Genomic DNA, 24,384 nt, shown 5'->3' on the forward strand with positions numbered 1-24,384 from the left:
ACCATTTTTATAATCTGCTGATTAGTTACAAAAAAGACGGGGTGTTTGCCCCGCCTCCTCGTTTAATGCTTTTGTAAGTTCCTTTTCGAACGCTAGGTGTATGGTCCTGCGAAGAAGTGGCTCGGGTCGTCATGAGGTATCTGGGGTACTGTTTGCCATTGCTCAAGGAGAAACCCAATCAGTGTTTTGCCCTTGAGTGCCCTGAGGGGTCGGGCACTTTTATAGGCCCATGGATAGTCCGTCAAGTGGGATTGCAATTGATCCAGCCAGGCATAGTGAAATGCCCGGGTCGTCGCCTCCTTGGTGGTGCGATTCATCGTTCGTCCTGCCCGTTGGTCCAAGGATGGAGGGGCTTCGTCAACCGGTGCTCGATCCCGTGGCGGAAGCAGACAACATCGAAGATATGCGGCTTGTAGGCTTCTGTCCCGGCCTTCTTCGCGAACTCCGTTATCAGTCAACACCGTGTGGGCGCGGTAAGCCAGAGCCTGCAGCGTGTCTTCGGAAGCGATCTGCCTCGTCATCTTCCGGTATAGCTGCGCATGGACGGACTTGGAGGTTCGATCCACGGCGATAAACAGGTAGGCTTTGCCCTCGTCGGTACGGATTTCGCTGATATCAATGTGCAGGTAGACAATCGGGTAGCGCTTGAAACGCTTATTCTCGCGGTTCTGGTTGCCAGCCTTAGACAACTGACTGATGCCATGTCGCTAGTAAAGCCGGTGCAGGCTTGACCGAGTGAGCGAAGGGTCTCGAGCTGGAGGGCATGAAGGCAGTCATCGAGAGGCAGCAAGGTCTTTTTGCCGGAAGGGGACGGCCGCGGCTTCCTTTAGGGGCGTCAGCGACGTGGAGCGAGCCGCCTTGGGACCCATTCGAGAGTCTTCGACGGTATCCCGGCTGCGCCATTTGCGTACGGTCTTGGGGTTGATGCCGTAGCGACGGCTCAGCGTCGCGATCGAATCCGTCGATCGCTGTATTTTTGCTCGGATGGCGTGCGTGTTCTTGGCGCGTTGATGAAGAATCTGAGCCATGCTCATCCTCCGATAGGGGCTCGTAAAATAGACCATCACTCCACGGGACCACACACCTCATAAACATTATCATGTTCGAAATGGCGAACCGACTGACATGACCGCTGGCCTGATCAGCTAAGTGCCAGCCAGGCTTGCCTAGTCGCCCTTGAGCCGCCCGCCCATCTCCTGGGCCAGATCCACCGCGTAGTGATCGGTCATGCCGCCGATGAAATCGAGCATGCGCCGGTAGCTGTCGTAGAGGTTCCAGGAGGAGCGTGGCGTGTTTTCGCCGATCAACGCCAGCACGCGCTGATGCTTGAACGACGAGCTGCCGTGATAGTGCAGCTCGTGAGCCGCACCGATAAAGGCCTCGAGCAGGATACCCAGCGTGGTATAGGCGCCGATCTCCAGCTTGGCCTTGCGCTCGTTCTGGAAGATGCGCTCGCGGGCCAACTGCTTGGCCGCCTGCACGCCCCAGCCAAGGTCGGGATGGCAGAGTTCCAGCAGGTCCTCCTGCAGCGCCCCATTGAGCAGTTCCTGCTCGTGCTGGACGAACACCTCGCCCACCTCGTTGACCGCGCGTTCCATCGCCGCGCCACGCAGCGCCGCGATACGTCGCCGCTGGGATACCCCATCCTGCCCCATGCGGGCATATTCCGGCGGCTCGCCTCCGGCAATCTGGATGAGTACATCCGCCACTTCGTCGTAGCGCAGGATGTCCATCTCCAGGCCATCCTCGAGATCCAGCAGCGCGTAGCAGATATCGTCGGCGGCCTCGACCAGATACGCCAGCGGATGGCGACACCATGCCGACTCGCTGCGTGAACACATGCCCAGCCGCTCGGCGACCTCGACCAGCATGTGCTTTTCCGACTGGTAGGCGCCGAACTTGCCCATCGTGCCACCGTGTTCCACGGTCCACGGATATTTCAGCATCGTGCCCAGCGTCGCGTAGGTCAGACGCATGCCGCCGCGAAACTGGTTGTATTCGATCTGCGTGACGATGCGAAAGCCCTGGGCATTGCCTTCGTAAGTGAGCAGATCGGCGCGCTGGGTGTCGGTCAGCCCCTCCAGTAACCCGCTGCCGTCCTTCTCGGCGCGCTTGAACCAGTCGCGGATCGCGTACTCCCCGGCATGGCCGAACGGCGGATTGCCGATGTCGTGCCCCAGGCATGCCGCCTGGATGATCACCCCCAGGTCGGCCGGGGTGATCCATGCCGGCATCCGCTCGCGCAGCCCCTCGCCGACGATCATTCCCAGGCTGCGGCCCACGCAGCCCACCTCCAGCGAATGGGTCAACCGGGTGTGGATATGATCGTTGTCGGTCAGCGGGTGGACCTGGGTCTTGCGGCCCAGCCGTCGGAACGAGCCGGCGAACACGATGCGGTCGTGGTCCTTGTGGAACGGGCTACGCCCGATCTCATCCCGCGAGCCGCGGGGCTTGTCGTTGAGGCGATGCGGGTCGAGCAAGCGCTCCCAGTGCATCTGCGTCATGAAACGTCCTCGGTCGGGGCGCGAAGGCGCGGTGGCGAATGGTGGGAGTAGTTTACGCCACAAGATCACCAAATGGAGGGGAGCCTCATGGTCCGCTTCCGGCCAGAAGCCGCCCTTCAGTGAAGGCTGATATAGTGCCACGTTCACCGAATTGTACGGCGCTACACTTTATCATTAACTCTCTTTGTCTTCTTCCTCTAAATCAAGGACAAGACTGTTTTCAGGCCAGCCCTCTCTCGAGAAATCTTGATACTTCCCATCGAACCCGATTTTCAGAAGAAGTAAGATGTTAAAAAGATTCTGACATTTATAGATATCATCAATATAGCTTTGAAGCTCGCCTATGTCTTCGTCTAGGCTGTCTGCATGTGCAGATTTATTTCTGAGCGAAACCCAAGCATCTACCATGGCCTTATCCACTTTTCCTTCATCGGCAAGTCTATACAATGCATTCTTTGGGCTAGATGATTTAACTTGGCCAATATTTGATTGTATTCTGCTCTTTATTCGTTCGCCAATGACTAGCTGCTTAATTAGATGTTTTGCCTCATTCGCTTGCTGCACTATCTCATCGTCCGGAAAACCATACGTCGAGTAGTAATGCTTAATTATCCCTTCGATCGCTGTAGTTATGGTAAGTGCCGCACTTTCAATCCCACCTTGCCATGATCGATTTATCTTATGCCAATAGCCGAAAAATGCATCGTGCTTAACTTCGAAGCTATTGAGATATTTTTCTATGAACTCTTGAAAGTTTGAAACTTCCCAAGGAGCATGATGCTTGATTGGAGAAGCAATTTTTTGATTTGGCGTGTTTCTTGAAATACTTCTAAGAACAGTTCTTCTCGTGTTATTCTCAGAATATGAATAATATAAGACAGGACATAGCTTGCCGAATACGATGCTTATCGCCTCGATAAAGCGCTCTTTGAAGCTTTCGCCCATACTTCCAGCAGGGTCTTCTGCTCTTACTGTTAAACTGTTTTCTCTATCTTTGATTACAAAATCGACACCCAAAATATTTAACTTGCAGGTATTTAATGTCCAACCCCCTCCTTTACTTTCTTCTCGCTCATTACATGGAATCCTATGCTTTCCGGGGATAATCAGGAAAAAGAAACTTGATGCTTTATTAACAACACCTTCTCTCTCGTTCTCACAATATAAGCTCCTAATTCTACTTTCGACAATCTTTCCTGTTGCAGGTAGAGAGAAGCCATCGGGCACAGAGATGTCATCCGCTGTCCATATATTGCCGGACATATCCACTGCCTCCATGCTAAAAACTCTTCTTTACCAATAATTTTTCCAGGCACACTATCACCAAGCTCTGGCATCAACTCTTTGGTAACATCCTTAAAGGAATGGTAAAGCTTTAAGTGAAAATCTCCATCTGGCTTCTGTGTTATTGATCCAGGCCCGCAGTAAATAATTTGATCATCATTTTTTTGTTGCTTTAGTTCAATTTTAATACAGTCAATTTCAAATTGGTTAGCCAATAACAGCTTTAGTTTTTTATCGTTAAGATCCACTAAATTTCCTCATTAGGCTTGCATAACGTCGCTCAGCACGCGCGGCTACGGAATGGAGGCGAAGCCCCAATGGGGTAGACGTCGCCATGACTGGCATAGTTAGAAATAGTTCAACAGGACACAATTATTCCTGTACCGGCTCCCGTTTAGTACTTTTTACTGTCACCTCGTCACCATTGATGACACATGCTTGAACGCACAGCATAACTATTGACTGCGCCGACGAATCGTAACCACTGTGAGAAGTCGAAACTGAATATCCGCCACTATGGTGCACAACGACACGGCCTTTTGGCTCGGCAGTATGGCCCCAATCATAGTGCCGGCTGCATAACATGGATGGATAAGCTGGCCTCCTTGCTGTCATGGCCGCTTTGGGTCGGCCCGCGACTGGTGGCGAGGTCAAGCCCACGCTAGGCATGGATTGAGCCACACTCTCCTCTCCACCTGTGGGAACCATGCCATGAATGCTACAATAATTACAATCCGTGAGCCTTGGAACAAAGGCAAACTGGTCGGCCAAAAAGCACCGCTTCGACTCAAAGACATCTGGGCTATTCGTGTTCGGCTACAGCTTGCTGGGAAGCCACGCGACCTAGCGCTTTTCAATCTTGCGATAGACAGCAAGCTAAGGGCCTGTGATCTGGTCACTCTGCGTGTCCGAGATATTGTTCATGGAGACCGCGTATCGCCAAGAACCGTTGTCATGCAGCAGAAGACCCAGCGGCCAGTGCAGTTCGAGATAACCGAGCAGACACGCACGGCCTTAACCGACTGGATTCAGAGTGCTCGGCTTCGAAGCGAAAACTATCTGTTTCCGAGCCGCCTCAGTAGCTCAGAACACCTATCGACACGACAGTATGCTCGTATCGTCAAAGCTTGGGTAACCTCCATTGGCCTGGATCCTTCAATCTATGGTACGCATACACTGCGCCGTACCAAAGCATCGCTGATATACCGTCGGACGAGAAACCTGAGAGCCGTTCAACTGCTCCTAGGCCGTACGAAGCTGGAAAGCACTGTCAGATACCTTGGGATTGAGGTAGATGATGCCTTGGAGATGGCTGAGCAAACGGAGGCATAGCAGGAGCCGGAGACGGCCTGGTTCGGGCCGCCTCTACTGGCCAAGAGCGGACACTTGGAGAAGACGGCACGTTAGCGATTTCTACTAATAGTTATCCATTCACGCATGCACACGAGAGGATCAAAGGTAGTAGCTAACTCTAATAATAGCACCCAAAGAGACGATATCTTACCTTTATGAATTCAGATGGTGATTGAAATCTCAAGCGTATAGAAACCTACCACGGCCTTGTTGGATTGGCATGCTCTGGTATTGATGTCAGGTCATCGCCATATCTGTTACCCATCCTGCAACCAGTGCGCCTACGATCCCCAGGGTCAGATAAAGGCCAAAAATGGCTGGGCGCACCAGGCTCCATACCGCAATGGCCGAGTATAGACTGATGGCCGCTCCTGAAATCAGAAAGGCCATCGCGGCACCGAGTGTCAGCCCCATATCGATCAGCCCTCGCAGCAGTGGGAGGGCTGCATATCCTTCTATATACAGCGGACCACCGATAGCTACCGCTACAGGTACCGCCCAAACACTATTTGCCGCGGTGAGTATCGAGTAGCCGACGTCTCCGAGATGAACGCGAACCAGGGCTTCCAAGGTCAGCGCGAAGGCAAGCCAACGCACGACCAGGCCGAAGGTAGCTTTTGCCTCGGCGACAAAGCGCGACTGCGCTGATAAATCGCAGGAGGAGGTAGCACTTTGCTGCAAGGCTCCTTCGCGGACCCAGCGAGACTGTGGCTTCCAGTAACTCAATATCTGCGCAACGACACCGGCAACCAAACCGAGCAATAACGCTGCAAGCAGTTTTCCGATAGCGAATGGCCACCCGAGGATGCCTGCCGTCAGGATCAACATGCCTGGATCTGTAATCGGGGAGGATAGCCAAAAGGCCATTGCTGCAGCTATGGGAATACCCTGCCGCAGCAAAGCGGCCACCAAGGGTACACTGGCAATACCGCAAACTGGTGTCACGGTACCAATCAGAGCGGCAAAGAAGATGGCGTGCCATGGACGACTGTCTAACGTGTTGCGCAGCCGATTCGCTATTGTGCTCGATGCAAGCCAACCCGCCATGAGGGCAACGAACACGGTTAGCGGCAGCAGCGTGACGAGCTCGCCAAGCATGGAGCGAAGCAGCCCGGTTCGGGGCTCGGGCCATAGCGACCCAAGGGCCAACATCGCCACGGTGACCCACCAGACGAAAGAAAAGCGCGTATTCATGAATGATGCTCCTAGAACTGTTGCTTGGCTCTAGGATGCGTCTGGCTATAAAATAAGAGAAACGAATTTATATTATCCCATGTATCAGGAACTCTGATGACAAGAGGCTTGAGAGGCGACTGGCTGGTGGCTTTCGTCGCTGTGGTAGAAACGGGAAGTTTCACGGGTGCTGCGAAACGAATGCATCGCACTCAATCTGCGGTCAGCATGCAAATTCAGCAACTGGAATCGGTGGCAGGCACGGCACTACTGGTGCGCGAGCGTGCCGGAGTCACGCCTAATGCCGCTGGCGAGCGGCTCCTACCTCACGCTCGGCGTGCCGCCGAGGCACTTCATGATGCTGCAACTTTATTCGAGGCCCCCGATGTGGCATCGGGGCCGTTGCGAGTCGGCATACCAGAAGAATACTCCGGCATCGAGCTCCCCAAGTTACTGAGTCATTTTCAGCGCAGCCAACCGAGCGTCGAACTACTCGTTCAATGTGCCAGCAGTGATCGACTGGAGGCGGCAATCGCGCAAGGCGACTTGGATCTGGGGCTCATCGTGGCGGACGATAAAAGACGCCGCGGTGATGCGTTACTGTACGATCCGACATGGTGGGCCATGGCAGAGACATTGGAACTGCCAACACACGGGCCGCTGCCACTCGTGCTCTTCGATCAGGCCTGTTGGTGGCGGCAATGGGCGCTGGACCGGGTAAGTGAAACCAAGCGCGAATGGCGCATCGCTTATACCAGCGATAGCATCGCTGGCGTTGCCGCTGCGATTCAGGCCGGGCTTGGCATCGGTGTGCTAGGACTCAGTACGGTACCCAAGGGAGTCAGGCAAGTGCCGGAAGCATTGGGGCTACCCACTCTGCCAGGATCTCACTTGATGTTGCAGATGACAGATCGCGATGCGCCGGGAGCGGTAGAAATGGTGCGGCTGATTCGACAACACTTCGCTGCGCATGGCCATTATTTCCGGTGACGGTATCCTCACCGCACTAGCGGCCCGAAGCGTACACCTCTTTCAGAAGACCCCCATTCCGCCGGCAGCCCGAGCGCCATGATTGCGCTCAGCAGCACTAATCGGCCAGAAGCCGCCATTGAGACTTTCCTGATGTAACGCCTACATTCAGCAGCGGCCTTTACGTAGCGAAGCGGAGAAAAGGCTGCCCGGTGGAGGGGCGAAGGCCCGGAACGAACTAGATTTTTAGTTAGATTGAAACAATATCTGCACGGCCTGCGCTGCCTGATGCGACTCCGAGCAGGTACTGAAAGCCGCCGCCACGCTCATCATGCATACCCGACGGGTGACCGGAAGCGAAATGCAGTCGTTGATCTAAGGTTAGAAAAACGGATACCTGATTTCCGACCACGGACATGTCTGATGACTGACTACTTTGTTCAGGCGTTTATTTACCTGGTGGCGGCGGTAATCGCGGTGCCGCTGGCCAAGCGGTTCGGGCTGGGGTCGGTGCTCGGTTACCTGGTGGCCGGTGTGGTCATAGGGCCGGTGACCGGACTGGTGGGCCAGGAGGCCGTCACTCTTCAGCATTTTGCCGAGTTCGGCGTGGTAATGATGCTATTTTTGGTAGGGATGGAGCTTGACCCCAAATCCCTCTGGGCCATGCGGGTCCGGCTGCTCGGTCTCGGCGGCCTGCAGGTTATACTGACTGCAGCCGCCGCCACCGGTTTTGCCTGGTCCCTGGGGATGGCCTGGCAAACAGCCGTGGCGGTCGGGTTCCTCTTCTCCCTGTCCTCAACAGCGATTGTCCTGCAGACGCTTACCGAAAGGGGCCTGGTCAAAACCGAAGGTGGCCAGAGTGCCTTCTCAGTGCTGCTTTTCCAGGACATTGCGGTGATTCCCATGCTGGCCATCATCCCGCTGCTGGCCGTGTCCGGAATCTCCGCTAGTGGCAGCGAGGGCGGACACAGCAGCCTCAGCCTGGTTGAGAACCTGCCGGGCTGGGCGCATGGGCTGGCCGTTGTCGGTGCGATCGTGATCGTGATTGCCTGTGGCCATTACCTGAGCCGGCCGCTGTTCCGCTATGTGGTGCAGTCCCGCATGCGGGAGATATTCACAGCTACATCCCTGATGTTGATTATCGGAATCGCGGCGCTCATGAGCCTGGTGAACCTGTCGCCGGCGCTCGGTGCTTTCCTGGCCGGTGTGGTTCTTGCCAACAGCGAATTCCGGCATGAGTTGGAAGCAAATATCGAACCTTTCAAGGGGCTGCTGCTGGGGCTTTTCTTCATTACCGTCGGCGCGGGGATCAATTTCGGTGTTCTGGCGAACTCCTGGGATACGGTCTTTCTTCTCGCCCTGGCGATTATCATTGGCAAGGCGCTGATTCTGACTGGCCTGGCTTTCACATTCGGCATCCGCGGCAGTGAAGGCTGGCTGTTCAGCCTCGGGCTGGCCCAGGCCGGTGAGTTCGGGTTTGTGCTGCTGACCTACAGTACCCAGAATCAGGTTATCCCTGCAAACACCGCACAGGTGTTTTCACTGGTGGTGGCCCTGTCCATGTTCCTGACGCCGCTGTTGTTCATCGTCTATGACCGGGTGGTGCTACCGCGCTATCAGAAGGCATCCAATGAAGAAGCGGAGCCGGATGAGATAGAAGAGCAGGCCCCGGTGATCGTGGCAGGGGTCGGCCGCTTCGGACAGATCGTGTGTCGCTTGCTTCGCGCCAACAACATTCCCAGCGTTGCCCTGGACCATGCCCTGGATCAGATCGAAAATCTGCGCCGGATCCAACTGAAAAGTTACTTTGGCGACGCCACCCGCATCCAGTTGCTGGAAACCGCCGGCATTGCCGAGGCACGCCTGCTCATTGTCGCCATCGATGACCGTGACCGGGCCGTGAGCCTGGTGCGTCACGTCAAACAGCTTTACCCGGAGGTCTGGATACTGGCTCGCGCCTTCGACCGCGGCCATGGTTACGAGTTACGTGAAGCCGGTGCCGACGACGTGGTGAGCGAGACATATTACTCCGCCCTGGAACTTGGCAGCGGGGCCCTCACGGCCATGGGCGTCCACCCACAACGCGCCCGCCGGATGACCCGCTCCTTTATCGCCAGCGAAAAAGCCCACGAAGATCAGCTGTTCGACACCTGGCGCGATATCGAAGAAGGCATCCACTTCAGCCCGCGCTACGGGGAGTTGTTCATGAAGCTCGAAGAGTCAATGGGGCACGCCATGAAGGAGGACGCACGACGAACCGAGGACGAAGCACCGGCGTGGACACCACCAAGGGATAATGGCTGACCGCGAAGACAAAGAGGCACTAGAAGGCCGTCCCGCGTTTGTTTGCGGTTTTCTTTGTCGCGCGTATCAGCGCTTATTCGCTTCTTGGTTGCGGCGTCGCTGCCGGTACCCGTAAGTGGCGTTCCTGACGGTTTCTTCATCTTCCAATCCGGCCCCCAGGGCGCCAACGATGGTGGCCACGGAGGTCGCGAGCCAGGCGAGAACGATGTAGTCGAGAAGCCCGGCCGCATGACCGATATTTGATTCCAGCATGCTGGCCGGAACGAAAACGAGAACCGCGAGACAAAACAACCCCAGCAGGATCGCGTAATAGAAAACGACACCGGCGCCCAGCGTTAACACGGTGACAGCATTGTAGAGGCGAGCCAAGTGTGGCGAAAAAGCTTTTCTTACCGATTCCCAGAGATTGTGAGCAAGAATGATCCAGGCGACCATGGCCACCATGGCGACGCTCATCAGCAGGACGAGTCGTGGCCCGCCATAATTGGCGCTGAGCTGCCAGAGGGTGGGAAATACCAAGCCATAGGCGCCAGTCGCGAACGCGGCGGCAATGACGCCCTTGAACGCCGGGAAGATGGTCCAGGGACGGTTGGCGCGTACCATGCCAGCGAGAATACGAAGATTGCCGTTGATCCAGGTATCGGCAATGAAGCGTACGTCGAAGGAATCTCCCTTGCCCGGCAGCGTTATCCGCCGTATCGGAAACAGCTTCTCGTAGAGGTGTCTACCCAGTAGTTTCCGGGCGCCTTTGCCACGCAGGCTCTCGTGGACTTTATCGGATTGCTGGGTGCGCTGCTCTTGGCGAGCACGGTCCTCTTCCGAACTGCCATGATGCAATTCGTTGACCAGTTGCAGAATCGCTTCGCTCAGGCGATGGCGTATCGCGGTAATGCCGAAGGCAGGCAATGAGACCATCGCAACGCCATGCACCGTGCTGGTTTCAGCGATCACGAAGCGTCCATGCTTGTAGATTGGCAAATCGGTGATACAGATCGCGTAGTCCCACTGCCGATCCCGCTTGTACTCGAGAATACTTTCGATGATATCGGTGGAAGCCTCTGCAGCGCCGATCAACGGATCGACGATCAGTTGCACCTCCCAACTCAACCGGTCATCGACGTAGTTGGCCAAAAGTTCGGGCAAGTGGTCGATTATCTGTTCGGCCATCTCAGCGGACATCTCCGGGGCGGGTACCAGGCCCACCACCTTTCGGCATGCGTTGACCGTCCGGCTCCCTTCCTCTGCTGGTTCCTTGGCGTAGACCTCGTTCCGGGCCTTGGACATAAGCTCTCCTGACGACGTAGCCAGCGCATTAGGGAGTGGCCCTGTAAAAAACCACCTTGGCATATCCAAGCTTAGATGAAGATCCGCATACCGCGACTCACGCTGTAGTCATTGAAAAACAGATATGTCCCGGATTTTGTTAATTCTGATGGCCTTGGCGAACCACCTGCCTTGACCGTTTTGCTACCCGTTTGCGCTCAGGGCCCGGTGGCACCCGGCCACCCCAAAAGACCCAAGGCACTTACCAACTAACAGGTATTAAAATGCAAAGTATATCGGATGAACGTGTTCACTGCCTGTGCCCGCATGGCCGCTTTGGGTCGAGAGCCGCCCTTACATACTCCAATCGGCAGTTGCCCATTATTCTTTACCCTGTCTTGCAATCTATCTTCGCTGTGGAGCTAGAAACGTACGCTCCGGCCGAGCCTTATTGCAGTGCATGGTACGAACCAGGGCTCATAAAAATGCCCCAGCGAGCCGGGGCAAAGCAAACACAGCCCATACGCAATGGGCATACCCAGTGTTGTAACCAGCATGGATTAGCACAACCTGATAGAAGCCATCGAAAGCATAGACGTTGCCTATCGGTATCTAGCCCAGAGAGAGGCTGGAGCCATGCCTCTGGTTGAGAATCGCCCCGCCTACGCGGGGCGATGATAGAGCTACGCTGTTCGGCCCAACGCTTGCTCGGGCTATTCAAGCTATCTATCCGTTCGGCTCAGAACTCAGCCCACTCCTCCTCTTGCGCCACGGCCTTCTTGGCCGGCAAAGCTGGCTGCTTGGCCTCAGGTTGCGGCAGCCCCCGAGACTGGGGAGCACGCGCTGCCTTGGCCGCCTCGGCAATCCGGAACGTGGCGATCAGGTTGGCGAGCTGCTGGGCCTGTTCTTCCAGCGATGCGGCGGCCGCGCTGGTCTGTTCCACCAGTGAGGCGTTCTGCTGGGTCACGGAGTCCATCTGGGTGATGGCGACGTTGATCTGTTCGATGCCGCTGTTCTGTTCGCGGGTAGCGGAAGAGATCTCGGACATGAGCTTCGAGACCTGACGGATCGAGGTGACCGTTTCGTTGATGGTCTCTCCGCTGCGTTCGGCCTGTTGGGCGCCGGTTTCGATCTGGGTGGTCGTCGCTTCGATCAGGGCACGAATCTCCTTGGCGGATGCCGCACTGCGGCTGGCCAATGAGCGAACTTCGCTGGCCACCACGGCAAAGCCACGGCCCTGCTCGCCTGCACGCGCCGCTTCGACGGAGGCGTTCAGCGCCAGGATGTTGGTCTGGAAGGCGATGGAGTCGATTACCGAGATGATGTCATTGACCTTGCGAGCGCTGGCGGCGATCTCGCGCATCAGTTTGACGGTCTGCTGTACTTCCTGTCCGCCATTTTCGGCAGCCTGGGAGGCCAGCCCTGACAAGCGGTCGGCTTCGAGAGCAGAATCCGTGCTGTGACGCACCGTCGAGGTCATCTGCTCCATGCTGGAGGCGGTTTCCTGCAATGCTGCGGCTTGCTCTTCGGTACGCGATGACAGGTCCTGGCTGCCGGAAGCGATTTCACCGGCGCCGGTGAATACGCTATCGCTACTGCTACGCAGCGACTTCACTAGCGTAACCAGATTTTCCTGCATGCCTTTCAAACCGGCGTAAAGTTGGCCGATTTCGTTGGTACCCCGGCTTTCGACCTTGCCGGTCAGGTCGCCCTTGGCAATCCTGTCGAAGTGGGCAAGGGCACCATTCAGCGGGCGAATCACGATTCGGATCAACCCGACTCGCAGGATGATCGCGGCTCCCAACGACAGGATGAGCAGCACGATGCCGGTAATCTCGACGAATTGGCTGGTGCGATCGGTCTCGGCGATCAGTTCCTGACCGCGCGTTTCAGCGTAGTGAATGAAATCTCTGATCGCTTCGTCCAAGGCAATGGAGCGCTCGGTTAGATCACCCTGCGCCATGCGAATTTCGAAACGGTCCGGGTTGGCCAGCAGCGGCTCCATCGTTTCGACGACCAGTGCCTGATACGCCGCCTTGATGGCATCCACATAGGGATCACGGCGACTGTCTTCGCCGACCCGGATGGTTTCGAAGGTAGCGAAGCGCTCTTCTGCACGCTCTAGTGCCTTTTTCGCTTCGACCGGCAACTGCTGAATTTGCGCATCATCCTGCGTCGCTGTGCTGGCGGCATACTGCTCCAGCATGATTCGGGTGCGCAGGATATTGACCTGCGTACGATTGAGCGTATTGCTCTGCTTGACGTTGATTTCGGTCAGCTCGCTGAGCGAGTCACCACTGATGTCGTTCGAGTAGAACCCCAGCCCGCTGATGGCGGCACTCAGGGCGACCAGCAGCACGAGGGCTGCGGTCAGGCTGTTTTTTATTGACCAGTTCTTCATGTTCTTCTCATGTCGTCGCTACGGGCCGGGTAGCCAGGGAGGAAACGGCCCGTACCCCCTATCGGCAGACAAGTCGATAGGTGTAGCCACCTGCCATACCGTAAGCTGGCCAGGCGGCCATTTCCGGATAGTTGTTGACGCCCTCTCTCCCGCTTTCTACGTTGCAGTTAACCATTGATAACGCTAGTGCAGCCTCTTTGTGGGCTGTCTTGCGGTGGCGTTTTGCATGGATCGGCAATTGAAACGCACCGTAGGGAAATACAGGCCAGCCGGCCTGGATTCATCGCATCGATGTCTTTCAATGAATGGACATATGGAGAAAGGAGTCACTATGAAACATCTACATCGCTTGATCCCGCTCTGCGCCGCTGCCCTGCCCTTCGCGGCGATGGCGGCGCCCGAGGACCTGAGCGACTGGCAGAATCAGCGCGGCGACCCCTCGGCGTCCTGGGCGATCACTCAGCTATTGGGCGACGACGTGATCGCGGGCGAGAACACCGAGGTCGGGGAAGTGGCCGATGTGATTCTCGATGCTCAGGGCAACATCCAGTCGCTGCTGGTCTATTCCAACGGCAACGCCGTGGAGCGTGGTTTCTATACGACCGAATGGCCGGTGAAACTGTTCGAACCGTCGGATGTGCTGCTGTCCATCGACCAGCAGCCCGAGGAGTTCGCCGACCAGCAACACAGCACCTCGCCCCAGCAGTTCTTCAACGAGGACCAGTACAGTGCCAGCTCGATCCTCGGCATGGGCGTGCAGGTCGAGGAATCGGCCTATGCGGAAGTCGAGGATCTGGTCGTGAACGATCAGGGCCAAGTGACCAGCGCAATCATCGACCCGGATGGCATGGATACCGACAACTACTGGGTGCCTACCGATCTTGGCTGGGTCAATCCGGCGTGGATTCTGGTCGTGCCGTATTCGCAGAGCGATATTGAACAGTCCGGGGCATATCAGGGCAATATCGGCAACGGTAGCGCTAGCGGCAACAACGGCGGTAGCGGCAACAGCGGCGGTAGCTCTGGGTCGTCTTGAGCGGCATTCGGGATGCCTTACTCCCATAATGATGCATAAAAAACGGCAGCTGAGTTCTCAGCTGCCGTTTTTCTTGCCAACGCTCGAGCTATGACTTAGCTGCCATAGACGTCTTCCACGCTGGTCAGCGGATAGTGCGAGGGATACGGTCGACGGGCGACGCCGGTATCGACGGCGGCCTGGGCCACGGCGGATGAAACGCGGTCGAGCAGGCGCGCATCCATCGGCGTGGGGATGATGTAGCCACGGCCGAACTCCAGCGTGTCGACTTCGTAGGCGTCGAGAACGTCCTGAGGCACCGGCTCGCGGGCCAGATCCTTGAGGGCATGCACGGCCGCGATCTTCATTTCCTCGTTGATGCGCGTCGCACGGACGTCCAGCGCACCGCGGAAAATGAACGGGAAGCCGAGCACGTTGTTGACCTGATTGGGGTAATCGGAGCGGCCGGTCGCCATGATCACGTCGGGGCGCGCTTCGTTGGCCACGTCCGGGTGGATCTCTGGATCCGGGTTGGAGCAGGCGAAGACCACCGGATTGTCGGCCATCTTCTTGAGCTGCTCGGCACTCAGCAGATTGGGGCCGGACAGACCGATGAACACATCGGCGCCTTCGATGGCTTCGTTCAGGGTGCGCAGCTCGGTGTCGGTGGCGAACATCGCCTTGTACTGGTTGAGGTCGTCACGGCCGCTGTGAATGACGCCCTTGCGGTCGAGCATGTAGATGTTCTCGGCCTTGGCGCCGCAAGACACCAGCAGCTTCATGCAGGCAATGGCGGCAGAGCCGGCACCCAGGCAGACGATGCGTGCGTCTTCGAGTTTCTTCTCGGCGATGTCCAGTGCGTTGAGCATGCCGGCGACAGTCACGATGGCGGTGCCGTGCTGGTCGTCGTGAAAGACCGGAATGTTGCATTGTTCGATCAGCGCGCGCTCGATCTCGAAGCACTCCGGCGCCTTGATGTCCTCGAGGTTGATGCCCCCCCAGGTATCGGCAATGCGTGCCACGGTATCGATGAAGGCTTGCGGACTCTCGGCATTGACTTCGATATCGATGGAGTTGATACCGGCGAAGCGCTTGAACAGCAGCCCCTTGCCTTCCATGACCGGCTTGCTGGCCAGCGCGCCCAGGTTACCCAGGCCGAGGATGGCGCTACCGTCGGAGATGACTGCGACCAGGTTGCCCTTGCCGGTGTACAGGTAGGCGTTTTCGGGATCCTTGGCGATTTCGCGAACCGGCTCGGCAACCCCGGGGCTGTAAGCCAGTGCCAGATGTTTGGCGGACGAGGTCGGCTTGGTGATTTCAACGGATAACTTGCCGGGAATCGGCTGGGAATGATAATCCAGCGCTGCCTGCTTTTTCGCGTCTGTCATGCGTCTTAATCCGGTATGATCTTTGAGATGTCCGGCAAGAATATAGAAAAAAGCACTGCCGAACAACTTGAGCCAAGTTGCTGTCTTTCCTAACTTTTAGCCGCTCGTTTGAAAACGTTTCCAGATATTTGCTGCAGCTTATGCCTGCCGTTGCCAGCATAAGTCGCAGCTTATTGCCGTCCACATTCAGGCAATAAAAAACCCGCCTCGAGGGGCGGGTTTTTTCACCAAGCGATGATTAACCACGCTTGAGGGCGGCACCGAAACGCTTGTTGAAACGCTCGACGCGGCCACCGGTGGTCGCCTGCTTCTGCTTGCCGGTATAGAACGGATGGCAGTTGGAGCAAACGTCCAATGACATGTCTTCGCCAGCGGTGCTGCCGATCTGGTGAACAGCGCCACAGGAACAGGTCGCCGTGACCTTCTTGTATTCCGGATGGATAGCTTGTTTCATCTTGATGCCTCACGAGTCTGTGTACCGCCACCTGATCCTGGATCGGTTAGGTCAGGCACCGCACACGGGTTGAGTGAACCGGATTCCTGCGACGGCGCGAACAAGCAGCGCCATTCAGGAAGGCCGGGTATTATAGCAGAGCCATCATGGGAGTCCAATTGCCTTCATCGCCCACCACACCGCCCGCCCCCAAGGTTCTGGGCGTTGCCGTTCCCACCCCGCTGCGCAAGCTGTTCGACTATCGCCCCTGCCAACCGGGGCCGTCCGATGGCTGGCAGCCTGGAATGCGCGTCAGGGTGCCGTTTGGGCGTCGCGAAGTCGTGGGCATCGTCGTCGAGTGTCGCGACACCAGCGATCTCGAGCTTGCCTCGCTGAAACCGGTCAGCGCCTGTCTGGACAGCCAGCCATTGCCGGCGGACTGGTTGTGGCTGTGCCGCTTCACGGCGCGTTACTACCAGCACGCCCTGGGCGACACGCTGCATCAGGCGATGCCGGTGCTGCTGCGCCAGGGCCGGCCGCTGGAGGCGCGTACCCGTGAGCGCTGGCAACTGACCGCCACCGGCCAGGCCACGGACGCCGCCAGCCTGGGTCGGGCGCGCCGCCAGGCCGAGCTGCTCGAGCTGCTGCGCCAGCATCCGCGTGGCGTGGTGGGCTCGGTGATCAGCGCCCAGGGCTTCACCCGCGCCCAGCTCAAGGCGCTGGCCGAAAAGGGCTTGGCCGAGTGCCATGAAGAGCCGCTCACGGCCGCGCCTGCCACGCCGGGCGGCGCATTGCTCGCCGAGCCGGCACTGACATTGAATCGCGAACAGGCCACGGCGCTGAGCGAGCTGCACCAGGGGCTCGACCGCTACCATCCCTGCCTGTTGCAGGGGGTCACCGGCAGCGGCAAGACCGAGGTGTATCTGCAACTGATCGAGGCCATCGTCGCCCAGGGCCGCCAGGCGCTGGTGCTGGTGCCCGAGATCGGCCTGACCCCGCAGACCCTGGCGCGCTTTCGTCGGCGTTTCCGGGTACCGGTGGTGGCGCTGCATTCCGGGCTGACCGATGCCGAGCGCCTGGATGCCTGGGAAGCGGCGCGCGCCGGACGCGCGCCCATCGTCATCGGCACGCGCTCGGCGATCTTCACGCCGTTGGCCCGGCCCGGGGCGATCATCGTCGATGAGGAGCACGACGGCTCTTACAAGCAGCAGGACAGCCTGCGCTACCATGCCCGCGACCTGGCCATCGCCCGCGCCCACAAGCATGACATCCCGATCGTGCTGGGCAGCGCCACGCCGTCACTGGAAAGCTTGGTGCAGGCGCGTGCCGGCCATTACCGCCACCTGCGCCTGACACGCCGCGCCAGTTCGCATGCCCCGGCCCGCCTGGAATTGATCGACCTGCGCGGCCGCTCGCGCCAGGGCGGATTGATTCCGCCGGTGATCGATGCCATCAAGGGCGCGCTGGGCGCTGGCGGCCAAGTGCTGGTGTTCATCAACCGGCGCGGCTTTGCCCCCACCCTGGCCTGCCACAACTGCGGCTGGCTGGCGGAATGCGACTGGTGCGATGCGCGCCTGACCCTGCATCGTCAGCCGCCGCAACTGACCTGCCACCACTGCGAGCGCCAGCGCAGCATTCCCGAAGCCTGCCCCGACTGCGGCAGTGCCGATCTGCGCCCGCTGGGCACCGGCACCGAGCGCAGCGAAGAGAGCCTGGGCGAACTGTTTCCGGGGGTCTGCGTGCACCGCATCGACCGCGACAGCACCCGGCGCAAGGACGCCTTCGAGAACACCCTGAACGAGATACGCCGCGGCGAGCCCTGCCTGCTGGTCGGCACCCAGATGCTCGCCAAGGGCCACCATTTGCCGCATGTCACCCTGGTGGTCGTGGTCAATGCCGATGCCGGGTTGTACGCCAGCGACTTCCGCGCTCTGGAGCACAGCGCCCAACTGTTGATCCAGGTTGCCGGCCGGGCCGGCCGGGCCGAGCGCCCGGGGCGCGTGCTGGTCCAGACCCTGCACCCCGACGACCCGCACCTGCGCCTGCTCGCCGAAAGCGGCTACGACGCCCTGGCCGAAAACCTGCTCGAAGAGCGCCGCATCGCCGGCCTGCCGCCCTACCGCTACATGGCGCTGCTGCGCCTGGAGAGCCCCCGCGAGGCCGATGGCCTGACGCTGGCCGGCGAGGCGGCAGGCGCCCTTCGCCAATGGCTGCAGGAACGCAGCTTGGCGGTGGACTGCCTGGGCCCGGTGCCGGCGCCAATGGAGCGCCGTCAAAACCGCTATCACGTGCAGGTCATGCTCTCGGCGGCCAAGCGCAGTCCGCTTCATGAAGCCTGCGCCTACCTGACCGGCTGGATGGAACAGTCGCCACTGGCCCGTCGCGCCCGCTGGAATCTGGACGTCGATCCGCAGACGTTGAGCTGAAGCGTGGATCGACAGAGGTTTAAAGCCGAGCCGCAATTGCCGATAATGTGCGGCCATGCTCGAAAAATGAGCGACGTATCGACGCCGCTGCACCGCCGCGAGAATTTCGGTTGCCACGCGCTCGCGCACCGCCAGGGCCACAGGACAAGCACGCATACCCATGAAAGACACCATCACCGCACTGCTCGAAGAGGCACTGGCCTCGCTCAAGCAGCAGGGCCTCGTGCCCGATGACGTTTCGCCCTCCTTCAAGGTCGACCCGACCAAGGACAAGGCCCACGGCGACTATGCCAGCAACCTGGCGCTGATGCTCGCCAAACCCGCCGGCAAGAAGCCGCGCGATGTGGCCGAGGCGCTGATCGAGGCACTGCCGGCCACCGACGCCGTGCGCAAGGTGGAGATCGCCGGCCCCGGCTTTCTCAATTTCTTTGCCGCCACCGATGCCGTGGCGCAGATCGTGCCGACCATCCTGGATGGCGGCGACACCTTCGGCCGCAGCCTGCGGGGCGCCGGCGAAAAGGTCCAGGTGGAGTTCGTTTCCGCCAACCCCACCGGGCCGCTGCACGTCGGGCATGGCCGTGGCGCGGCGATCGGTGACTGCCTGTGCCGCCTGCTCGAGGCCACCGGGTATGACGTGACTCGCGAGTTCTACTACAACGATGCCGGCGCTCAGATCAGCAACCTGGCCTTGTCGGTGCAGGCACGCGTCAAGGGCCTGACGCCCGAGGATCCGAGTTGGCCCGCCGACGGTTATCGTGGTGACTACATCACTGACGTCGCCAACAGCTACCTGGCCGGCGAGACCATCGACGCCGACGACCAGCACGTCACCGGCGCCGCCGATGCCGACGATCTCGAGGCGATCCGGCGCTTTGCCGTGGCCTACCTGCGCCGCGAGCAGGACCTGGACCTCAAGGCGTTCGGCGTCGAGTTCGATGTCTATTTCCTGGAATCGTCGCTGTACCGCGACGGCAAGGTCGAGCAGACCGTGCAGCGCTTGATCGATAACGGCCATACCTACGAGCAGGACGGCGCCCTGTGGTTGCGTACCACCGACTTCGGCGACGACAAGGATCGGGTGATGCGCAAGACCGACGGTGGCTACACCTACTTCTTGCCCGACGTCGCCTATCACCTCGACAAGTGGCAGCGCGGCTTCAAGCAGGTCATCGACGAACAGGGCGCCGATCACCATTCCACGGTGACCCGTGTGCGTGCCGGCCTGCAGGCCCTTGAAGTGGACATCCCCCAGGGCTGGCCGGACTACGTCCTGCACCAGATGGTGCTGGTGACGCGCTCCGGGGTGGAGGTGAAGCTTTCCAAGCGCGCCGGCAGCTACGTCACCCTGCGCGACCTGATCGACGAGGTCGGCCGCGACGCCACCCGCTACTTCCTGGCGGCCCGGCGCGCCGACTCGCAGCTGACCTTCGACATCGACCTGGCGCGCTCGCAGTCCAACGACAATCCGGTCTATTACGTGCAGTACGCTCACGCCCGCCTGTGCAGCGTGATGCGCAAGGCCGAGGCCGACGGCCTGCCCTTCGACCGCGAGCTCGGCTTCGCCAACCTGGCCAGCCTCGAGACCGACCAGGAAAAGGCACTGATGAACCGCCTGGCGCGCTTCCCCGAGGTGGTCGAGCACGCCGCGTTCAGCCGCGAACCGCAACAGATCGCCCAATACCTGCAGGATCTCGCCGCCGACTTCCACACCTGTTACAACGCGGTCAAGGTGATGGTCGAGGACGCCGCGCTGCGCAATGCGCGTCTCGCCCTGGGCCTGGCCACCCGCCAGGTGATTCGCAACGGCCTGGACCTGCTGGGCGTCAGCGCACCCGAGGAGATGTAAGCCATGGCCCGCCGCAGCGCTTCGCAAGGTTCCAGTCGTCGCGCCCCGCCCAAGGGCGCCACGACCCGCCGCGCCCCGCGTCAGAAGGAGCACCGCAGCGTACCCGGTTGGCTGTGGGGGATCACCGGTCTGATCGCCGGCTTCGCGCTGTCGCAGTATCTGCAGGAAACCGCACCGCCATTGGCTACCGTGGTGCCCAAGCCGCCCAGCGCGCAGCAGGCCAGTCAGCCAGCGCAGGCGCCCTCCGGCGACAAGCAGCCCGCGGCCGCCAGCGAGCCGCGCATGCCGACCTTCGAATTCTATACGTTGCTGCCTGAATCCGAGGTCATCGCGCCCAAGGTCGAGGATGTGCCGAGCACACCGGCCACCACGGCGGTCGCCGACGTGGTCGAAGCCAGCGCACCGGCCAGCACGGCCACCCAGAAACCGACCGCCCCGCCCCCGTCCGAGAGCCAGGCGAGCTACATGCTGCAGGCTGCCTCGTTCAAGGAGCCCGCCGACGCCAAGCGGCTCGCCGGACGCCTGCAGGACTTCGGCCTGCTGGCCAAGATCACCGAGGTCAAGGCCCAGGGCAACCAGACCTGGCACCGCGTCCAGGTCGGCCCCTATCAGGACACCCGCGAGCTCAATCGCGCCCAGGATCTGATGATGACCCAAGGCATCGAGCCTCTGCTGATCAAGCTTCAGAACTAGTACGCTTGATTTCCGGGCAGCGTGCCCACACTTCCTGTCAATGATTCCGGATCGGGGCGTGTCTCGTCGACACGCCCCCCCATTCATCGGGCGGGCCTTGCCTGCCCCCAGGGAGTTTTTTCACATGACGACGATCGTATCCGTGCGTCGCGGTGAACAGGTCGCACTCGCCGGTGACGGCCAGGTATCACTGGGTGATACGGTAATGAAAGGCAACGCCAGCAAGGTCCGCCGCCTCTACCGCGGCAATGTCCTGGCCGGTTTCGCTGGCGGCACCGCCGACGCCTTTACCCTGTTCGAGCGCTTCGAGTCGCAACTGGAGAAATACCAGGGCCATCTGGTCAAGGCCGCCGTCGAGCTGGCCAAGGACTGGCGTACCGATCGTGCCCTGCGGCGCCTCGAGGCAATGCTCGCCGTCGCCGACAAGAACGCCTCGCTGATCATCACCGGTACCGGCGACGTGCTCGAGCCGGAACGCGGCATCATCGCCATCGGTTCCGGCGGCAACTATGCCAAGTCGGCCGCACTCGCCCTGCTCGAGAACACCGACCTGGGCGCCCGCGACATCACCGAGAAATCACTGAACATCGCCGCCGATATCTGCGTCTACACCAATCATCACATCACGCTCGAAGAGCTGTGAGCAACGAGTCCGGAGCCATGTCCCAATCCCAGATGACGCCTCGTGAAATCGTCCATGCGCTGGACCAGTACATCATCGGCCAGCACGATGCCAAGCGCGCCGTGTCCATTGCCCTGCGCAATCGCTGGCGCCGCATGCAACTCGACGAGACGCTGCGCCAGGAAGTCACGCCCAAGAATATCCTGATGATTGGCCCCACCGGCGTCGGCAAGACCGAAATCGCTCGCCGCCTGGCCAAGCTGGCCCGCGCGCCGTTCATCAAGATCGAGGCCACCAAGTTCACCGAGGTGGGCTACGTCGGCCGCGATGTCGAGTCGATCATCCGCGACCTGGTCGAGATGGCGATCAAGATGGTTCGCGAGCAGGCCAAGGAAGAAGTGGGCAACCGCGCCGAGGATGCCGCCGAGGATCGCATCCTCGATGCCCTGCTGCCCCGCCCGCGTGGCAGCGAGTACGACAGCGCCCGTGACGATTCCTCAACCCGTCAGATGTTCCGCAAGAAACTCCGCGAGGGGCAGCTGGACGACAAGGAGATCGATATCGAGATCACGCCGCAGTCTGCCGGCATCGACATCATGACCCCGCCGGGCATGGAAGAGATGACCAGCCAGCTGCAGAGCCTGTTCTCCAACATGGGCAAGCAGAAGACCGAAACCAAGCGGGTCAAGGTCAAGGACGCCTGGCAGCTGCTGCGTGACGAGGAAGCCGCCAAGCTGGTCAATGACGAAGAGATCAAGCGTCGCGCCGTCGAGGCCGTGGAACAGAACGGCATCGTGTTCCTCGACGAGATCGACAAGGTCGCCAAGCGCGGCGAGACCGGCGGCACCGATGTCTCCCGCGAGGGGGTGCAGCGCGACCTGCTGCCGCTGATCGAAGGGTCGACCGTGTCGACCAAGCACGGCATGATCAAGACCGACCACATCCTGTTCATCGCCTCCGGCGCGTTCCATCTCTCCAAGCCGTCCGACCTGATTCCCGAATTGCAGGGTCGCCTGCCGATCCGCGTCGAACTCGAAGCGCTGTCTCCGGACGATTTCAAGCGCATCCTCACCGAACCCTCCGCCGCGCTGACCAAGCAGTACCAGGCGCTAATGGCCACCGAGGGGCTGGAAATCCAGTTCACCGACGACGGCATCGCACGCATCGCCGAGATCGCCTGGCAGGTCAACGAAGGCACCGAGAATATCGGCGCCCGCCGCCTGCACACGGTGATGGAGCGCCTGCTCGAGGAGGCCTCGTACCAGGGCGGCGACATGCAGGGCCCGCTGGTCATCGACGCCGACTACGTCAATTCCCAGCTCGGCGAGCTGGCGATGGACGAAGACCTGTCGCGGTATATCCTTTAAGCCATGCGCGATGCACTCCGGCCGCCCGTCGCTCGGGGTGCATCGTTCCATGTGCGCAGCCAGGAGACAGTCATGAGCGCCCCGATTCCCACCCGCGTGCATTATCACAAGCAGGCCCGCGAACTCGAGCTGGGTTACGCCAACGGCGAGACTTACCGGCTGAGCGCCGAGTATCTGCGCGTCTATTCGCCCTCGGCCGAGGTGCGTGGTCATGGGCCGGATACCGAAGTGCTGCAGACCGGGCAGAAATACGTCGGCCTGCAGAACATCAGCCAGACCGGCCGCTACGCGCTCAAGCTGCATTTCGACGACGGCCACGATACGGGCCTGTACAGCTGGGAGTACCTCTACGATCTGGCGACGCACCACGACGCCTACTGGGACCACTACCTGCGCCGTCTGGAAAAGGCCGGCGCCTCGCGAGAGCCGCTGGGGATCCCCGTCAAGCAGGTGTAGAGGCGGTATCGATACAGGTGCGTCAAAACCGCTGACGCAGCCGAGACGAAAAAGACAAACGCTACTGGGCGACGCTACAATGTCGCCCAGTTCTTTTTATCCTGCCCGGGCCCGACAAGGATCGACGACCAACATGGAAAAGCGTACGACTCACTTCGGCTATCAGGAGGTACCGGTCGAAGAGAAAGCCGCCAGAGTGGCTGATGTCTTTCATTCGGTGGCGGCTCGCTACGACATCATGAACGACCTGATGTCGCTGGGCATCCATCGCCTCTGGAAACGCCTCACCCTGGAGCGCGCCGGCGTTCGCCGCGGCCATAGCGTGCTCGATATCGCCGGCGGTACCGGCGATCTGACGCTCAAGTTTTCGCGCCTGGTCGGCCCGACCGGCCGTGTGGTGCTGGCCGACATCAACCAGTCGATGCTTCAGGTAGGCCGTGACAAGCTGCTCGACAACGGCGTTGGCGACAATGTCGAGTACGTCCAGGCCAATGCCGAGCGTCTGCCGTTCCCCGACAATACCTTCGATTGCATCACCATTGCCTTCGGCCTGCGCAACGTCACCGACAAGGACGCCGCTCTGGCCTCGATGGCGCGCGTACTCAAGCCTGGCGGCCGTCTGCTGGTGCTGGAGTTTTCCAAGCCGGCCAACCCGGTGCTGTCGAGGGCCTACGACAACTATTCCTTCAACGTGCTGCCACGCATGGGCCAACTGGTCGCCAACGACGCCGACAGCTACCGTTACCTGGCCGAGTCGATCCGCATGCACCCCGACCAGGAAACGCTCAAGGCAATGATGGAAAATGCCGGGCTGGAACGGGTGGAATATACCAACCTGACGGGGGGCATCGTCGCCCTGCATCGCGGCATCAAGCTGTGAGGATTTC

Annotated in this window: 18 protein-coding genes and 1 pseudogene; 11 read left to right on the forward strand and 8 right to left on the reverse strand. The window is 59.8% G+C overall.

Annotated features, from left to right (window positions below; genetic code table 11):
* Positions 1-92: 92 nt before the first annotated feature.
* From MHM84_RS17585 to MHM84_RS17595, 3 genes and pseudogenes are all read right to left on the reverse strand, one after another.
* Positions 93-1,028, reverse strand: a pseudogene (locus MHM84_RS17585) (integrase core domain-containing protein).
* A gap of 138 nt (positions 1,029-1,166) precedes the next feature.
* Positions 1,167-2,504, reverse strand: a complete 1,338-nt coding sequence (locus MHM84_RS17590; RefSeq protein WP_239267665.1) for a deoxyguanosinetriphosphate triphosphohydrolase — start codon at positions 2,502-2,504, stop codon at positions 1,167-1,169.
* 174 nt (positions 2,505-2,678) lie between these two features.
* Positions 2,679-3,767, reverse strand: a complete 1,089-nt coding sequence (locus MHM84_RS17595) for a hypothetical protein (RefSeq protein ID WP_275445832.1) — start codon at positions 3,765-3,767, stop codon at positions 2,679-2,681.
* 732 nt (positions 3,768-4,499) lie between these two features.
* Here MHM84_RS17595 and MHM84_RS17605 point away from each other — a divergent pair.
* Positions 4,500-5,120, forward strand: coding sequence for a tyrosine-type recombinase/integrase (locus tag MHM84_RS17605; protein ID WP_239267669.1), 621 nt, complete (start codon positions 4,500-4,502; stop codon positions 5,118-5,120).
* A 258-nt stretch (positions 5,121-5,378) separates the two neighbouring features.
* Here the strand turns inward: MHM84_RS17605 and MHM84_RS17610 are convergent, their stop codons facing one another.
* Positions 5,379-6,335: a permease gene (locus tag MHM84_RS17610; RefSeq protein WP_239267671.1), complete on the reverse strand. Its 957-nt coding sequence runs from the start codon at positions 6,333-6,335 to the stop codon at positions 5,379-5,381.
* Positions 6,336-6,431: 96 nt separating this feature from the next.
* On the opposite strand from MHM84_RS17610, the gene MHM84_RS17615 reads away from it, so the two are divergent.
* Both MHM84_RS17615 and MHM84_RS17620 read left to right on the forward strand, forming a co-directional pair.
* Entirely contained in the window at positions 6,432-7,304 is an 873-nt protein-coding gene (locus tag MHM84_RS17615; RefSeq protein WP_275445833.1) for a LysR family transcriptional regulator, read from the forward strand.
* Positions 7,305-7,706: 402 nt separating this feature from the next.
* Entirely contained in the window at positions 7,707-9,587 is a 1,881-nt protein-coding gene (locus MHM84_RS17620) for a monovalent cation:proton antiporter-2 (CPA2) family protein (RefSeq protein ID WP_239267675.1), read from the forward strand.
* 66 nt (positions 9,588-9,653) lie between these two features.
* On the opposite strand, the gene MHM84_RS17625 is transcribed toward MHM84_RS17620, so the two are convergent.
* Together MHM84_RS17625 and MHM84_RS17630 are read right to left on the reverse strand one after the other, a co-directional pair.
* Complete coding sequence (locus MHM84_RS17625) at positions 9,654-10,871, reverse strand: hypothetical protein (protein ID WP_239267677.1); 1,218 nt, start codon at positions 10,869-10,871, stop codon at positions 9,654-9,656.
* 718 nt (positions 10,872-11,589) lie between these two features.
* On the reverse strand, positions 11,590-13,251 hold the full coding sequence (locus MHM84_RS17630) for a methyl-accepting chemotaxis protein (protein ID WP_239267679.1): 1,662 nt from the start codon (positions 13,249-13,251) through the stop codon (positions 11,590-11,592).
* A 331-nt stretch (positions 13,252-13,582) separates the two neighbouring features.
* On the opposite strand from MHM84_RS17630, the gene MHM84_RS17635 reads away from it, so the two are divergent.
* The gene (locus MHM84_RS17635; protein ID WP_239267681.1) at positions 13,583-14,287 is read left to right on the forward strand and encodes a PRC-barrel domain-containing protein; all 705 of its coding nucleotides are present in this window, start codon (positions 13,583-13,585) and stop codon (positions 14,285-14,287) included.
* A gap of 95 nt (positions 14,288-14,382) precedes the next feature.
* Here the strand turns inward: MHM84_RS17635 and MHM84_RS17640 are convergent, their stop codons facing one another.
* Positions 14,383-15,654, reverse strand: a complete 1,272-nt coding sequence (locus tag MHM84_RS17640; protein WP_239267683.1) for a malic enzyme-like NAD(P)-binding protein — start codon at positions 15,652-15,654, stop codon at positions 14,383-14,385.
* 238 nt (positions 15,655-15,892) lie between these two features.
* On the reverse strand, positions 15,893-16,108 hold the full coding sequence (gene rpmE / locus MHM84_RS17645; protein WP_239267685.1) for a 50S ribosomal protein L31: 216 nt from the start codon (positions 16,106-16,108) through the stop codon (positions 15,893-15,895).
* A 146-nt stretch (positions 16,109-16,254) separates the two neighbouring features.
* On the opposite strand from rpmE, the gene MHM84_RS17650 reads away from it, so the two are divergent.
* From MHM84_RS17650 to ubiE, 7 genes are all read left to right on the forward strand, one after another.
* Complete coding sequence (locus MHM84_RS17650) at positions 16,255-18,513, forward strand: primosomal protein N' (protein WP_239267687.1); 2,259 nt, start codon at positions 16,255-16,257, stop codon at positions 18,511-18,513.
* Between the two features lie 160 nt (positions 18,514-18,673).
* Positions 18,674-20,359, forward strand: a complete 1,686-nt coding sequence (gene argS / locus MHM84_RS17655) for an arginine--tRNA ligase (protein WP_239267689.1) — start codon at positions 18,674-18,676, stop codon at positions 20,357-20,359.
* Between the two features lie 3 nt (positions 20,360-20,362).
* Complete coding sequence (locus MHM84_RS17660; RefSeq protein ID WP_239267691.1) at positions 20,363-21,052, forward strand: SPOR domain-containing protein; 690 nt, start codon at positions 20,363-20,365, stop codon at positions 21,050-21,052.
* A gap of 124 nt (positions 21,053-21,176) precedes the next feature.
* Positions 21,177-21,695 carry an ATP-dependent protease subunit HslV gene (gene hslV, locus MHM84_RS17665; protein ID WP_239267693.1) on the forward strand — a complete coding sequence of 173 codons (519 nt, stop codon included), beginning with the start codon at positions 21,177-21,179 and terminating at the stop codon, positions 21,693-21,695.
* A gap of 17 nt (positions 21,696-21,712) precedes the next feature.
* Positions 21,713-23,041, forward strand: coding sequence for an ATP-dependent protease ATPase subunit HslU (gene hslU / locus MHM84_RS17670; protein WP_239267696.1), 1,329 nt, complete (start codon positions 21,713-21,715; stop codon positions 23,039-23,041).
* 72 nt (positions 23,042-23,113) lie between these two features.
* Positions 23,114-23,497, forward strand: coding sequence for a DUF971 domain-containing protein (locus tag MHM84_RS17675; RefSeq protein ID WP_239267698.1), 384 nt, complete (start codon positions 23,114-23,116; stop codon positions 23,495-23,497).
* Positions 23,498-23,630: 133 nt separating this feature from the next.
* Positions 23,631-24,377 carry a bifunctional demethylmenaquinone methyltransferase/2-methoxy-6-polyprenyl-1,4-benzoquinol methylase UbiE gene (gene ubiE, locus MHM84_RS17680; RefSeq protein WP_275445834.1) on the forward strand — a complete coding sequence of 249 codons (747 nt, stop codon included), beginning with the start codon at positions 23,631-23,633 and terminating at the stop codon, positions 24,375-24,377.
* Positions 24,378-24,384: the final 7 nt, after the last annotated feature.

It is taken from the genome of Halomonas sp. McH1-25 (assembly GCF_022348165.1).
In the GTDB taxonomy this organism is placed as follows: Bacteria; Pseudomonadota; Gammaproteobacteria; order Pseudomonadales; family Halomonadaceae; genus Modicisalibacter.